The organism is Streptomyces luteolifulvus (assembly GCF_008806595.1).
GTDB lineage: Bacteria > Actinomycetota > Actinomycetes > Streptomycetales > Streptomycetaceae > Streptomyces > Streptomyces luteolifulvus.
In genome coordinates this window covers 26,104-39,291 of the sequence record NZ_VZRB01000001.1, presented here as the reverse complement: position 1 = coordinate 39,291, position 13,188 = coordinate 26,104, and the positions used below count along the sequence as shown (strand labels likewise).

The 13,188-nt window shown below is 72.0% G+C and carries 15 protein-coding genes; 3 read left to right on the top strand and 12 right to left on the bottom strand.

From position 1 onward, the window contains the following. Positions 1-115: 115 nt before the first annotated feature. Positions 116-1,201: a prephenate dehydrogenase gene (locus F7R91_RS00185; RefSeq protein ID WP_150943135.1), complete on the bottom strand. Its 1,086-nt coding sequence runs from the start codon at positions 1,199-1,201 to the stop codon at positions 116-118. Continuing rightward, on the bottom strand, positions 1,198-1,566 hold the full coding sequence (gene aroH / locus F7R91_RS00180) for a chorismate mutase (RefSeq protein WP_150943133.1): 369 nt from the start codon (positions 1,564-1,566) through the stop codon (positions 1,198-1,200). Before aroH ends, F7R91_RS00185 begins: the two co-directional genes overlap by 4 nt. Before the next feature lie 245 nt (positions 1,567-1,811). Here aroH and F7R91_RS00175 point away from each other — a divergent pair, with 245 nt between their 5' ends. From F7R91_RS00175 to F7R91_RS00165, 3 genes are read left to right on the top strand one after another with little or no spacing between them, the layout of a single operon-like run. Next, positions 1,812-2,474 (top strand): hypothetical protein, encoded by a 663-nt coding sequence (locus F7R91_RS00175; protein ID WP_150943130.1) that lies wholly within the window; start codon positions 1,812-1,814, stop codon positions 2,472-2,474. Between the two features lie 19 nt (positions 2,475-2,493). Further along, positions 2,494-3,078 (top strand): DUF6529 family protein, encoded by a 585-nt coding sequence (locus F7R91_RS00170; protein ID WP_150943127.1) that lies wholly within the window; start codon positions 2,494-2,496, stop codon positions 3,076-3,078. Further along, entirely contained in the window at positions 3,075-3,491 is a 417-nt protein-coding gene (locus tag F7R91_RS00165) for a Rieske (2Fe-2S) protein (RefSeq protein ID WP_150943125.1), read from the top strand. The genes F7R91_RS00170 and F7R91_RS00165 overlap by 4 nt, the downstream gene beginning before the upstream one ends. Positions 3,492-3,512: 21 nt before the next feature. On the opposite strand, the gene F7R91_RS00160 is transcribed toward F7R91_RS00165, so the two are convergent. The 10 genes from F7R91_RS00160 to F7R91_RS00115 form a co-directional block, all read right to left on the bottom strand. Beyond that, complete coding sequence (locus F7R91_RS00160) at positions 3,513-4,535, bottom strand: ADP-ribosylglycohydrolase family protein (protein WP_150943123.1); 1,023 nt, start codon at positions 4,533-4,535, stop codon at positions 3,513-3,515. Continuing rightward, positions 4,532-5,251 carry an NUDIX hydrolase gene (locus F7R91_RS00155; RefSeq protein ID WP_150943121.1) on the bottom strand — a complete coding sequence of 240 codons (720 nt, stop codon included), beginning with the start codon at positions 5,249-5,251 and terminating at the stop codon, positions 4,532-4,534. Before F7R91_RS00155 ends, F7R91_RS00160 begins: the two co-directional genes overlap by 4 nt. 77 nt (positions 5,252-5,328) lie before the next feature. Then, positions 5,329-6,768: an MFS transporter gene (locus F7R91_RS00150; protein ID WP_225320479.1), complete on the bottom strand. Its 1,440-nt coding sequence runs from the start codon at positions 6,766-6,768 to the stop codon at positions 5,329-5,331. A gap of 72 nt (positions 6,769-6,840) precedes the next feature. After that, a complete protein-coding gene (locus tag F7R91_RS00145) occupies positions 6,841-7,395 on the bottom strand; it encodes a TIGR03086 family metal-binding protein (protein WP_150943119.1) in 555 nt (184 codons plus the stop codon). Continuing rightward, a complete protein-coding gene (locus F7R91_RS00140; RefSeq protein ID WP_150943117.1) occupies positions 7,392-8,354 on the bottom strand; it encodes a sigma-70 family RNA polymerase sigma factor in 963 nt (320 codons plus the stop codon). Before F7R91_RS00140 ends, F7R91_RS00145 begins: the two co-directional genes overlap by 4 nt. A 126-nt stretch (positions 8,355-8,480) precedes the next feature. After that, positions 8,481-9,545 (bottom strand): pseudouridine synthase, encoded by a 1,065-nt coding sequence (locus F7R91_RS00135; RefSeq protein WP_150943115.1) that lies wholly within the window; start codon positions 9,543-9,545, stop codon positions 8,481-8,483. Then, positions 9,545-10,207, bottom strand: coding sequence for an SMC-Scp complex subunit ScpB (scpB, locus tag F7R91_RS00130; RefSeq protein ID WP_150943113.1), 663 nt, complete (start codon positions 10,205-10,207; stop codon positions 9,545-9,547). Before scpB ends, F7R91_RS00135 begins: the two co-directional genes overlap by 1 nt. Then, entirely contained in the window at positions 10,204-11,427 is a 1,224-nt protein-coding gene (locus F7R91_RS00125; protein ID WP_150943111.1) for a segregation and condensation protein A, read from the bottom strand. Before F7R91_RS00125 ends, scpB begins: the two co-directional genes overlap by 4 nt. A gap of 18 nt (positions 11,428-11,445) precedes the next feature. Beyond that, positions 11,446-12,024, bottom strand: a complete 579-nt coding sequence (locus F7R91_RS00120) for a hypothetical protein (RefSeq protein WP_150943109.1) — start codon at positions 12,022-12,024, stop codon at positions 11,446-11,448. Next, the gene (locus F7R91_RS00115; RefSeq protein WP_150943107.1) at positions 12,009-13,136 is read right to left on the bottom strand and encodes a ParA family protein; all 1,128 of its coding nucleotides are present in this window, start codon (positions 13,134-13,136) and stop codon (positions 12,009-12,011) included. The genes F7R91_RS00120 and F7R91_RS00115 overlap by 16 nt, the downstream gene beginning before the upstream one ends. Between the last annotated feature and the right edge of the window lie 52 nt (positions 13,137-13,188).

Below are 13,188 nucleotides of genomic sequence, written 5' to 3'. Positions count from 1 at the left end.
TGGGGGCACCTTCCTGGTCCGGTGTGGTGGTGGGTGGGGGCGGATGATGCCCTCGACAAGGTTACTGGGTGCGGGTCACTCGTCCGGCCGCCCGGGGCCCGCGGGCCTGCCCGGTCTACTGGCGGATCGCCCAGCCCCGTTCCCGCAGCGCAGCCGTGAGGACCGGCGCCGCCTTGGGCTCCACCATCAGCTGCACCAGACCCGCCTGCTGCCCGGTCGCGTGCTCGATCCGCACGTCCTCGATGTTGACGCCGGCCATCCCGGCGTCCGCGAAGATGCGGGCCAGCTGGCCCGGCTGGTCGTCGATGAGGACGGCCACGACGTCGTAGGCGCGTGGTGCGGATCCGTGCTTGCCCGGGACGCGGACCTGGCCCGCGTTGCCGCGGCGCAGAACGTCCTCGATGCCGGTGACGCCGTCCCGGCGCTTGGCCTCGTCGGAGGACTGCAGGGCCCGCAGCGCCTGGACCGTCTCGTCGAGGTCGGCGGACACGTCCGCGAGGAGGTCGGCGACCGGCCCGGGGTTGGCGGAGAGGATGTCGATCCACATGCGGGGGTCGGAGGCGGCGATCCGGGTGACGTCCCGGATGCCCTGTCCGCACAGCCGTACGGCGGCCTCCTCGGCGTGCTCCAGGCGCGCGGCGACCATGCTGGAGATTAGGTGGGGCATGTGCGAGACCAGGGCGACGGCGCGGTCGTGGGCGTCGGCGTCCATGACGACCGGCACGGCCCGGCAGTGCGAGACCAGTTCCAGGGCGAGGTTGAGCACCTCGGTGTCGGTGTCGCGGGTCGGCGTCAGTACCCAGGGGCGGCCCTCGAACAGGTCGCCGGTGGCCGCCAGGGGGCCGGACTTCTCGCGGCCGGACATGGGGTGGCTGCCGATGTAGGGCGACAGGTCGAGGCCCAGCGCCTCCAGCTCGCGGCGGGGCCCGCCCTTGACGCTGGCCACGTCGAGGTAGCCGCGCGCCAGACCGCGGCGCATGGCGTCGGCGAGGACCGCGGCCACATGGGCCGGCGGGGCGGCGATGACCGCGAGGTCGACGGGGCCCTCGGGCGCCTCGTCCGTGCCGGCGCCGAGCGCGGCCGCCGTACGGGCCTGTTCGGGGTCCTGGTCGGCAAGATGGACGACGACGCCCCGCTGGGCCAGCGCCAGGGCCGCGGACGTACCGATGAGTCCGGTTCCGATGACGAGTGCGGTCCTCACTGGGCGATGTCCTTGCGCAGGGCGGCCGCGGCACCGAGGTAGACATGGTCGATGTCGGCGCGCGGCCGGTCGGAGTCGACATGGGCGAGGAGCCGGACGACACGGGGCATGGCGCCCTCGATGTCCAGCTCCTGGGCGCAGATCAGCGGTACGTCGGCGAAGCCGCTGCCGAGCTTGCGGGCCGCGGCGGCCGGGAAGTCGCTGTGCAGATCGGGCGTGGCCGTGAACCAGATGCTGATCAGGTCGTCCGTGGTCAGGCCGTTCCGCTCCATGACCGCGGTGAGCAGGGCACCGACCTGTTCGCCCATGTGGGCGGCCTCGTCCCGTTCCAGTTGGACGGCCCCCCGGACCGCTCGTACCGCCACGGCGCTGCTCCTTGCTGATGTACGGCTCTTGGCACATCCAGCCTAGTCAGCCCGCGCCTGCCGGGTGGCCGCCGCCCGCCCGCTGAGACGAGGGGAGGAGCCCCGGGAGAGGGAAGACAATCCGTTGATGTCACCCGAATCGCCCTATTCCGCTACTTCGGGTGAGAACACCCCCGTGCGCCTCTGGACGCCGGGCCCGCCGGTCCGCTCTCATAACAGGACACTCGCCTCGGGGGAGGCCCGTCATGAAGCGTTCCGGACCGCTGCTCACTCTTCTCGCGGGACTGCTGCTCGGCCTGTTCATGCTCTCGCTCAACGCGACGACAGGGACGAAGACCGCCTCGTCCACGTACCAGGACGAGCCGTCACCGAGTCCCACGCCCAAGAGGACCGTCACCTCGCCCGCGCCCACTCCCACGCGCAGTCCGTCCCGGACGCCGATCCCGAACGCCGACTACGCCGGCCGTACCGACGACGACTCCGCCGCGGTCGCCGTCACCCTGCGGGACGGCAAGGCGATCGCGTACTTCTGCGACGGCCGTGACAAGGAGTCGTGGCTGAAGGGCGACGTGCGCGACGACGGCAGCATGCGGCTCACCGGCAAGGGCGATGCCGAGCTGAACGGCACGCTCAAGGCCGGCAAGAGGATCCGCGGCACCGTCGACATCGGCGGCGGGCACTACGCCTTCACCGCCGACAAGGCGAAGAAGCCCTCGGGGCTGTACCGGGCGACCGCCGCGGTGCGCGGTGCGAAGATCGACGGCGGCTGGATCGTCCTGAGGGACGGCACCCAGGTGGGCATCCTCACCCGGGACGGAGAGCCCTCCCCCGCACCGCGGATCGACCCGGAGACCGGTGTGGTGACGGTCGACGGACAGCAGCTCACGGCACGCCCCGTCACTCCTTGACCCCTTTCGGGAGCCGCTCATGACCGTCGACCCGAACGCCGCCACCCAGGGCTTCCCCTCCCCGAAGCCCGCCCGCGGCGGTCCGCATCCCGCCCGCTATCTGGTCCCGGCGCTCGTGGCCGCCGCGGTCGCCGTCGCCCTCGGTGTGTACGGCAAGGTCCACGACCCGGCGGGCACGGCCTTCAACCTCGCCGGTTTCAGCAGCACGGGAGCGGTGAAGTCATGGCTGGCGACGGTCTCGCTCTTCTTCGCGCTGGTACAGCTGATGTCCGCGCTGATGCTGTACGGAAAGCTGCCGGGCCCCCGCTGGTCGTCGACGCTGCACCGCTGGTCGGGCCGCGTGGCGTTTCTCGTGGCCGTCCCGGTGGCGGTGCACTGCTTGTACGCTTTGGGCTATCAGACGTATGAATCGCGTGTTTTCTGGCACTCCCTCCTGGGTTGCTTCTTCTTCGGTGCATTCAGTGCCAAGATGCTCTTGCTCCGCTGGGAGCGCCTTCCCGGCTGGATGCTGCCGCTCGTCGGCGGGCTGGTCTTCACCGCCCTCACTCTCATCTGGCTGACCTCCGCCTTCTGGTTCTTCAGCACGTTCGGAGTGACGACATGACCGACCCCCGCCCGACGCGACGCACGGTTCTCCTCACTGCGGGCGCGGCGGCCCTTGCCGTGGGCTGCAGCGAGTACGGCGACAACAACGACAGCGGCAGCGGCAGCTCACCGAAGGCCTCGGCCGGCCAGGAGCTGGCCAAGGCGTCGGACATTCCGGTGGGCGGCGGCAAGATCTTCGCGGCCGAGCAGGTCGTCGTCACCCAGCCGCAGGAAGGCGAGTTCAAGGCCTTCTCCAACATCTGCACGCACCAGGACTGCCCGGTGGCCAACGTGACGGACGGCACCATCAACTGCACCTGCCACGGCAGCAAGTTCAGCATCACGGACGGGGCGGTGGAACACCCTCCGGCGACGCGGGCGTTGCCCGAGAAGAAGATCACGGTGCAGGGCGGGTCGATCACCCTGGCCTGATCCGCGCAGGCCGCCCTCTCGTCAGGCGTCCCAGAGCGCGCCGAGCGTCACCAGCTCACCCTGGTACTCGATCCGGTCCGCCCACTCGGTGGGCCATGCGTCCGAGCCCAGGTGCGCGCCGGCGAAGGCGCCCGCGAGGCAGGCGATCGAGTCCGAGTCGCCGGAGGTGCAGGCGGCGCGGCGCAGGGCGGTCAGCGGCGCGTCCGCGAAGAGCAGGAAGCACAGCAGGCCCGTCGCCAGGGCCTCCTCGGCGATCCAGCCCGCCCCGGTGGCCAGGCACGGGTCCGTCTCCGGCGACACGGTGCGTACGGCGTCCTGGAGGCGGCCCAGGATTTCCAGGCACTCGTCCCAGCCGCGCGCGATGAAGTGCTCGGGGCCGGGGTCCTGGCTCCGGGTCCACAGGTCGCCGAGCCAGCGGTGGTGGTAACGGCTGCGGTTCTCTATGGCGTACGACCGCAGCAGCCCGACGAGCCCGGTCGGCTCGGCGCCCTGCGCGAGCAGACGTACGGCGTGGGCGGTGAGGTCGGACGCGGCGAGCGCCGTCGGATGCCCGTGTGTGAGCGCGGACTGCAACTGGGCGGCGCCGGCCCGCTGTTCGTCGCTCAGCCCGGGCACCAGCCCGAGGGGCGCGACGCGCATATTGGCGCCGCAGCCCTTGGAGTGGATCTGACTGGCGTCCTGCCAGGGGCGGTCCGGACGTTCGAGCAGATCGCAGGCCGTCAGGCAGGTGTTGCCCGGGGCGCGATTGTTCTCGGGGGAGCGATTCCAGGCGATGAACTCCTGCCGCACGGGCTCGGCCATTTCCGGTCCGAGCACCCCCCGGTCCATGGCCGTACGCAGCCCCCGCCCCAGCGCCAGCGTCATCTGTGTGTCGTCGGTGACGATCGCCGGGGTCGGCAGCTCCATCTCCCGCCACGGCCCGCACTTGGCGAGGATCGACGGCACGTCGCTGAACTCGGTCGGGAACCCGAGCGCGTCCCCGAGGGCGAGGCCCAGCAGGGAGCCGGTGGCGGCGCGCTTGTGGACGGTGGTCGTGGCGGTCATACGGGGCGTCCTTCCCGGGGCGGTCTCAGCAGGGGCGGGTGCAGGGTGGTGGCGGTGCCCGCGCGGTACAGCGCGGCCGGTTTGCCGCGGCCGCCGGTCAGCCGGGCGGCGCCCGGGACCGGTTCGACGAAGCCGGGTGTGGCGAGCACCTTGCGCCGGAAGTTGGGCCGGTCCAGTGCCGTGCCCCACACCGTCTCGTAGACCTGCTGGAGCTCGCCGAGCGTGAACTCGGGCGGGCAGAAGGCCGTGGCGAGGCAGGTGTACTCGAGCTTCGCGCCGACGCGGTCGTGGGCGTCGGCCAGGATCCGGTCGTGGTCGAAGGCGAGCGGCCCGGCCGAGTCGTACGGCAGCCAGCGGGCCTGCGCCGCGTCGCTGCCCGCGTGCGGCTCGGGCGGGTCCGGCAGCAGCGCGGCGAACGCGACCGAGACGACCCTCATGCGGGGGTCGCGGTCGGGTTCGCTGTAGGTGCGCAACTGCTCCAGATGCAGCCCGGAGACGTCCACCAGGCCGGTCTCCTCGGCGAGTTCGCGCCGGGCCGCGGTCTCCGCCGACTCGTCCGGCTCCACGAACCCGCCGGGCAGCGCCCAGTGGCCCGCGTACGGCTCCTGGCCGCGCTCGACGAGCAGCACGTGCAGCGCGGCGCCGCGCAGGGTGAGGACGGCGAGGTCGACGGTGACGGCGAAGGGTTCGTAGGCGTACTTGTTGTAGCCCTGCATGACGCCACCCCCTTCATGGCCGCTGAGGCTTATAGTCATTGCGACTATAAAGGGGGTGGGTCCGGCTGCACAAGTCCTCAGCCGCCCCCGCGCCCCGGCGAGAACGCCGCCACCACGGCCCCGGCCGCCGCCGTGCCCGCCGTCACCCACAGCGCCGGTCCGCATCCGTCGACAAACGTCTCCGGTGAGGCGTAGCCGCCGTACGTCGTGAACACGGCAGCGGCGACCGCGACTCCGAAGACCCCGCCGAGTTCGCGCAGCGCGTTGTTGACCCCGGCCGCGATGCCCGCGTCACCGAGCGGCACGGACGACGTCACGGCGTTGGCCACGCTCGGGAACACCATGGAGATGCCGATGCCCGCGACGATCAGCGGGACGACCACGCGCCCGTAACCGACGCCGGGTTCGACCTGCCAGGCCAGCAGCGCGAGTCCGGCGGCCTGGAGCAGCAGGCCGGTCAGCATGAAGGGCCGGGTGCCGAAGCGGTCCGCGAGGGCGCCCGCGACCGGCGCGACCAGCAGGGGCGTGGCGTTCCAGACGAGGATGCGCACGCCTGCCTCCAGCGGGGAGTAGCCGAGCCCGTACTGGAAGAGCTGCGTGATCATGAAGAGGGCGCCGAGCAGCGACCCGAACAGCAGGAAGGCCGCCGCGTTGGCGGTGGAGAAACGGCGCCGGCGGAAGTACGCGAGGGGCAGCATCGGATGGCGGGCGCCCCGGCGTTCCCACCCCAGGAAGGCCGTCACGAACACGATTCCGACGGCCAGTGCGGTCAGCACCTCTGTGCTTCCCCACCCCACCTCCGGGGCCCGCACCGGCGCCCAGGCCAGCCCCGTCAGACCCGCTGCCGCCAACACCAGGCCCACGAGATCGAGTTGGGGCCGCGCACCGAAGCTCTCGCGCAGCCTGGTGGCGGCGAAGGGCAGCATGGCGAGCCCGATGGGCACGTTCAGCCAGAAGATCCACTGCCAGGACAACCCCTCCGTGACGGCTCCCCCGAGCACCGGTCCGGCCGCCACGCCGAGCCCGGTCACCCCACCCCACACACCGATCGCCATGCCCCGCTTCTCGGCCGGAAACGCCTCGCTGATCAGCGTCAGGGTGAGCGGCAGCAGCACGGCGGCCCCGGCCCCCTGCACCACTCGGGCTCCGATGAGCTGGCCCGGGCCGCCCGCGAGCGCCGCGGCGGCGGAGGCCAGGGTGAACACGGTGAGCCCGACGACGTACATACGGCGCCGCCCGAACCGGTCGCCGAGCGCGGCACCGGTCAGGGTGAGGCAGGCGAAGACGAGGTTGTACGCGTTGATCGTCCACTCCAGATCGGACAGACTCGCCCCGAAGTCGGCCCGCAGCGCGGGCAGCGCGGTGGCGACAACCACGACGTCGAGGGAGCACAGCAGCGCCCCGAGCCCGGCGAGCGCCACAGTCCACACGCGCCGCGGGGGCGGCTGCGCTCCGGCCGGTTCGCGGAGAGGGGCACGCACCGCCGTATCGCTCATGACGGCTGTTTCGTCGGTCATGACGGTTCCCTTCGTGAGGCCTTCGAGATCACTCGGCGACCCTTGAGGTCACTCACGAAAGGCAGACCACCCTCACCCCGGAAAGGAATCGCGCCGCCCCAGGAACGCCAGAAGCCGGGCGTCCGGCCGGGCACCCGACGGCACGGCGACCGGCTCGGCGAACCGCACGCCCCGGTCCGCATCGGCGACCACGTACCGCGCGACGGGCAGCAGCTCGGCCGCGAGCCGTGCCGGGATGGGCCGGGGCCGCCCGCATGCCTGCGCCACGTCCCAGCCGTGCACGGCGATCTCCACGGCCCCCACGGCGGCCATCAGCCGCACGTCCAGCGGCCGTTCGCCCACCAGCACCCGCCCCTCGGGCCCGGCCGCCCAGGCGCCGAGCACCGCGCACGCCCGGCGCCGGAAACCGCACGCGGGATCCGCCGCCGGCTCACCGGGAAACATCCCGATCCGGCCTCCCGTCACTCCCTCGTGCAGCGCGTCCAGCGAGTCGTCGAGATGCGCGAGCAGTTCGCCCAGGTCCCACTCGGCGCAGGGCGTGCACCGCCCGAGGCTCCCCGTCGTCACGCCGGCCACGCTGCCCAGTGCGTAGGCGAGCGAACGCTCCAGCAGCTCACCGGCGTTCACGACAGCACCCTCGGCATCCCGAACCGGTCGACCAGCTCCGGTACGAGGAAAGCCGTGACGCGCGCAACGGCACCCTCGGCGACGGTGAGCACCTGCACGGAGTGCGCCCTGAGGACGCCGTCCACCCCGCGCACGTACATCGCGACGGCCGGCTGCCCGTTCGCGCGCGTGCGCAGCATCCGGATGCCGCCCTTCTCGTGCACGCGCGCCGCCAGGAAGCGCATCACGTCCTTCTTCCCGCTGAACCACTCCAGGTGGGGCGGCATCTCCAGCTCGACACCGTCCTGGAGGAGCCCGAGCAGCGCATCCAGGTCGGCGTTCTCGAAAGCGGCCACATACCGGTCGAGCACCTCACGGTCCGCCGCGCCCTCCGGCTCCTCGACGAGGTCCTCGTCCGGGGCGACCTCGTCGAGCCGGGCACGCGCGCGTTGAAGGGCGCTCTTGACCGCCGCGGTCGACGTGCCGAGGACCGCGGCGACCTCGGTGGCCCGCCAGGCCAGCACATCGCGCAGGATGAGCACGGCCCGTTGCCGGGCGGGCAGGTGCTGCAGCGCGGCGACCAGGGCGAGCCGCAGGGTGCCCCGGGCGGCCACGACGGTCGCGGGGTCGACCAGGGCGTCCGGCAGCGGCTGCAGCCACGGAACGTCCGTCGCGGGAGCCCTCAGCGGTTCCTCCGGCGCCTGTGACGGCCCGCCGAGCCCGGCGGGCAGCGGACGGCGCGACCGGCTCTCCAGCGCCGTGAGACACGTGTTGGTGGCGATCCGGTGGAGCCAGGTCCGCAGGGAGGCCCGGCCCTCGTAGCCGTCGTACGACCGCCAGGCACGCAGATAGGTCTCCTGCACCAGGTCCTCGGCCTCGTCGACCGAGCCCAGCATCCGGTAGCAGTGCGCGAGCAGCTCCCGCCGGTACGGATCCGTCAGCCGTACGAACTCGTCCCGGTCCGTCGTCGTCGTGGCCATTCCCGCTCCCTCCGTCACCGATACAGACCGGCGGGACGGCGAAAACGAATCGGCCGGTCCCGAATCGGTCGGAACCGGCCTTCGTGAAGGGTGTCGAACGGGAAGGGCGTCGACGTGAAGGGCGTCCTACAGGTCGACTTCCTTCATCAGCATCCCGACCTCCGTGTTGGACAGGCGGCGCAGCCAGCCCGACTTCTGGTCGCCCAGGGTGATCGGCCCGAAGGCTGTACGCACCAGTTTCTCGACCGGGAAGCCGGCCTCCGCCAGCATGCGGCGCACGATGTGCTTGCGGCCCTCGTGGAGGGTCACCTCGACCAGGTAGTTCTTGCCGGTCTGCTCGACGACCCGGAAGTGGTCCGCGCGGGCGTACCCGTCCTCCAGCTGGATGCCGTCCTTGAGCTTCTTGCCAAGGTCACGCGGGATGGGGCCGACGATGGCCGCGAGGTAGGTCTTCTTCACGCCGTACTTGGGGTGCGTCAGCCGGTGCGCCAGCTCGCCGTGGTTGGTGAGCAGGATGACGCCCTCGGTCTCGGTGTCGAGCCGGCCGACGTGGAAGAGACGCGTCTCGCGGTTGGTGACGTAGTCGCCGAGGCACTGACGGCCTTCCGGGTCTTCCATCGTCGAGACGACACCGGCCGGCTTGTTCAGCGAGAAGAACTGGTACGACTGCGTCGCCACCGTCAGGCCGTCGACCTTGACCTCGTCCTTCTCCGGGTCGACCCGCTTGCCCTGCTCCAGGACGATCTCGCCGTTGACCTCGACCCGCGCCTGCTCGATCAGCTCCTCGCAGGCACGCCGGGAACCGTAGCCCGCGCGCGCGAGGACCTTCTGCAGGCGCTCGCCCTCCTGTTCGGCGCCCGGGAAGGTCTTGGGCAGCTTGACGTCCTTCTTGCCGGCGTACCGCTCGCGGTTGCGCTCCTCGGCGCGCGCCTCGTACTCACGGGAACGGCCGGGGGCCGAGCGACCGCGCCCCTGCTGGGCCTGCTTGGGGCCGCCCTTCGCACCGCCGCGGGCGGCACCGCCGCGTCCGGACTTGGGGCCGTCCTGGGTGGCGCCGGGGCCGACGTCGTAGCGGCGCTCCTCGGGGCGGGGCTTGCGGGGGCGGCCCTGCCCCTGCTTCTGGTCCCTGTTGTTGCCGGCACCGCGGTAGTTACCGCGCCCGCCACTCTTTCCGCTGCCGCTGCTTCGCATCAAATTTCCGTCTGGTCGTCTGCGTCGTCTGCACCCGGGGCATCGGGTGCGTCCGGGTCGAACGACGGAACGCCTTCCTGTGTCTCCGCCTCGATCGCCTCCGCCTCCGGGAGGAAGGGCGCGAGCTCCGGGAGCTCGTCCAGACCGCGCAGGCCCATTCGCTCCAGGAAGTAGTTCGTCGTCGTGTACAGGATCGCACCTGTTTCGGGTTCCGTGCCCGCCTCCTGGACCAGACCGCGCTGCAGGAGGGTGCGCATCACACCGTCGCAGTTGACTCCGCGGACCGCGGAGACCCGGCTCCGGCTGACCGGCTGGCGGTACGCCACGACCGCGAGCGTCTCCAGCGCGGCCTGGGTGAGCCGGGCCTGCTGGCCGTCCAGGACGAAGCCCTCGACGGCCGCCGCGTACTCCGGACGGGAGTAGAAGCGCCAGCCGCCGGCGATCAGCCGCAGCTCGAACCCGCGCCCCTGGACGGTGTACTCGTCCGCCAGCTCCCGCAGCGCGTCCGCGATCTGCCGCCGGGGCCGCTGGAGGATCTTCGCGAGGTGCTCCTCGGTCGCGGGTTCGTCCACGACCATCAGGACGGCCTCCAGGGCGGGCTTGAGATCGAGGCCGGCGACGGTGCTCGGCCCGGCCGGTGCTTCGGTGGTCTCCTCGCTCACGCCTTCTTCTCCTTGGCTTCGTCCTTCGGCTCCTCGGGCGGCCGGTCGAACTCGTCGGTCACCAGGGGCTCGGCGTCCCCGTCCCCGCCCGTCCAGCGCACGATCAGATCCCCGAGCGCGGTCTCCTGGTCGAGGACGACGGCCTTCTCCCGGTAGAGCTCCAGCAGGGCCAGGAAGCGTGCCACGACGGTCAGCGTGTCGTCGGTGTCCTCGACCAGCGCCCGGAAGCTGGCTTCGCCGAGTTCCCTCAGCCGCGCGACGACGATCCCGGCCTGCTCCTGCACACTGACCAGCGGTGCGTGGATGTGGTCGACGTACACCTGCGGCTTGGGCCTGGGCTGCATCGCCTTGACGGCGAGCTTCGCGAAGCCCTCGGCGCCGATGCTGATGACGACTTCGGGCAGCAGCTCGGCGTGGTGCGGTTCCAGGCCGACGGTACGGGGACGGCGGCGGGCCTCCTCGTCGAGGCGGCGGTTGAAGATGTCGGCGATCTGTTTGTACGCGCGGTACTGCAGGAGCCGCGCGAACAGCAGGTCCCGGGCTTCGAGGAGCGCGAGGTCGGCCTCGTCCTCCACCTCGGCGGCGGGCAGCAGCCGGGCCGCCTTCAGGTCCAGCAGGGTGGCCGCCACGACCAGGAACTCGGTCGTCTGGTCCAGGTCCCAGTCCGGCCCCATCGCCCTGATGTGCGCCATGAACTCATCGGTCACCTTGGACAGCGCGACCTCGGTGACATCGAGCTTGTGCTTCGAGATCAGCTGGAGGAGAAGGTCGAAGGGGCCTTCGAAGTTGGCGAGCCGGACCTTGAAGACACCGTCGCCGGCTTCGGCGGACTCCGGCTCGCCGGGAGGGACCTCGGGTACCGGTTCGGGCGTGGGAGCTCCCGGTTCGGGCGTGGGAGCTCCCGGTTCGGGCGCGGGGGCCGACGCTCCGGGTGCGCGGGGCGACGGCGGTTCGGGCGCGGGGGCCGACGCTCCGGGTGCGCGGGGCGACGGCGGTTCGGGCGCGGGGGCCGACGCTCCGGGTGCGCGGGGCGACGGCGGTTCGGGCGCGGGTACGACCGGCTCGGGCTCCGGTACGACTGGCTCCGGTTCCGGCGCGACGGGCTCGGGGGCCTCCGGTACGACGACCGCGGGTCCCGGGCCCGCTCCCGGCCCCCGCCCCAGCGCACGCCGACGACCGCCGGAAGCGGCAGCGGGAGCGGGAACGTCGTTCGAGGTCATGGCCCCCGCAGGCTACCGCTACCGCCCGCGCAGCCGTCGTACGAGGATGCTTGCGTCTCCCCGGGACTCCAGATCGGCCAGCACCACGGCGACCGCCTCACGGACGATCCGCCCGCGGTCGACGGCCAGCCCGTGCTCACCCCGGAGCACCAGCCGCGCGTGCTCCAGATCCATGAGCTCCTCGGCGGACACGTACACCGTGATCTTCTCGTCGTGCCGCTCGCGCCCGCTGGGCCGGCGCGAGGACGACCGCCCCCGCTTGCGCGGCTGGGCGGCGGCGCCGGAAGCGGCGGCAGAACCTTCCTGCGTGCCCTCACGCCGCCCGGAGCGCTCCGCGGCCGCGCCCCGGCTGCGGGACTCCCCGGCCCCGGCCGGCTCGGCGTCGGCCGCGACATGCTCCGCGCCCTCGCCGTCGCCGCCCTGCGCGGGCACGGACTGCGGTGCGTCCTCTGCGGCCGCCGCGCCGTCGCTCTCCCCCGCGGGGGAGGGCACCCGGGCCTCGCCGTTGGCCCGCCGGGGAGTGGACGCCTGGAGCGCCATTCCCCCTGTCGTACGGAACAGTTCGTCGGCCCCCGGCAGACTCACTCGGCGTGACACCGGGCGAGCACCTCCCTGGCGAGCTGGCGGTAGGCGGCGGCGCCGACGGAGTTGGAGGCGTACGTGGTGATCGGCTCACCGGCGACCGTGGTCTCCGGGAAGCGGACCGTGCGCCCGATGACCGTGTGGTAGACGTGGTCGTCGAACGCCTCGACGACACGCGCGAGCACCTCACGGCTGTGCACGGTGCGCGAGTCGTACATCGTGGCGAGGATGCCGTCGAGCTCCAGCTCCGGGTTGAGCCGCTCCTGGACCTTCTCGATGGTCTCGGTCAGCAGTGCCACACCACGCAGGGCGAAGAACTCGCACTCGAGCGGCACGATCACCTTGTGGGCGGCCGTCAGGGCGTTGACGGTGAGCAGGCCGAGCGAGGGCTGGCAGTCGATCACGACGTAGTCGTAGTCGGCCATGAGGGGCTTGAGGGCGCGCTGGAGCGTCGACTCGCGCGCGACCTCGGAGACCAGCTGGACCTCGGCTGCGGAGAGGTCGATGTTGCTGGGCAGCAGGTCCATGTTCGGGACCGCCGTCTTCAGGAGGACCTCGTCGGCCGACATGCCCCGCTCCATGAGCAGGTTGTAGACGGTGAGGTCGAGCTCCATCGGATTGACGCCGAGACCGACCGACAGCGCGCCCTGCGGGTCGAAGTCCACGAGGAGCACACGACGGCCGTACTCCGCGAGCGCGGCGCCCAGGTTGATGGTCGACGTCGTCTTGCCGACGCCGCCCTTCTGGTTGCACATCGCGATGATCTTCGCGGGTCCGTGGTCGGTCAGCGGGCCCGGGATCGGGAAGTACGGCAGCGGCCGTCCGGTCGGGCCGATGCGCTCGCGGCGCTGGCGGGCAGCGTCGGGCGCGAGCGTGGCCGCGTACTCGGGGTCGGGCTCGTACTCGGCGTCGGGGTCGTAGAAGTGCCCGTCGGGCAGCTCGTCGTAGTCGGCGAATTGGTTGTGGGGCGCGCCACTTCCGTCGCCGGCCATGGCGTTCACGTGATGTCCATCCATGCTCTGGTGTGCTGTGGGAGTCGCCTGCGGACTCTGGCGGGCTGCGAAGGTGCGCACAGCAACGGAGCCGACAGCCTCGAACCCCGCGGGGGCCTGGCCCCGTGCAGGCATTCCTGGTTGACCACCCCCGGGAGAAAATGTCGACTCATTCACAAGTCGTCTT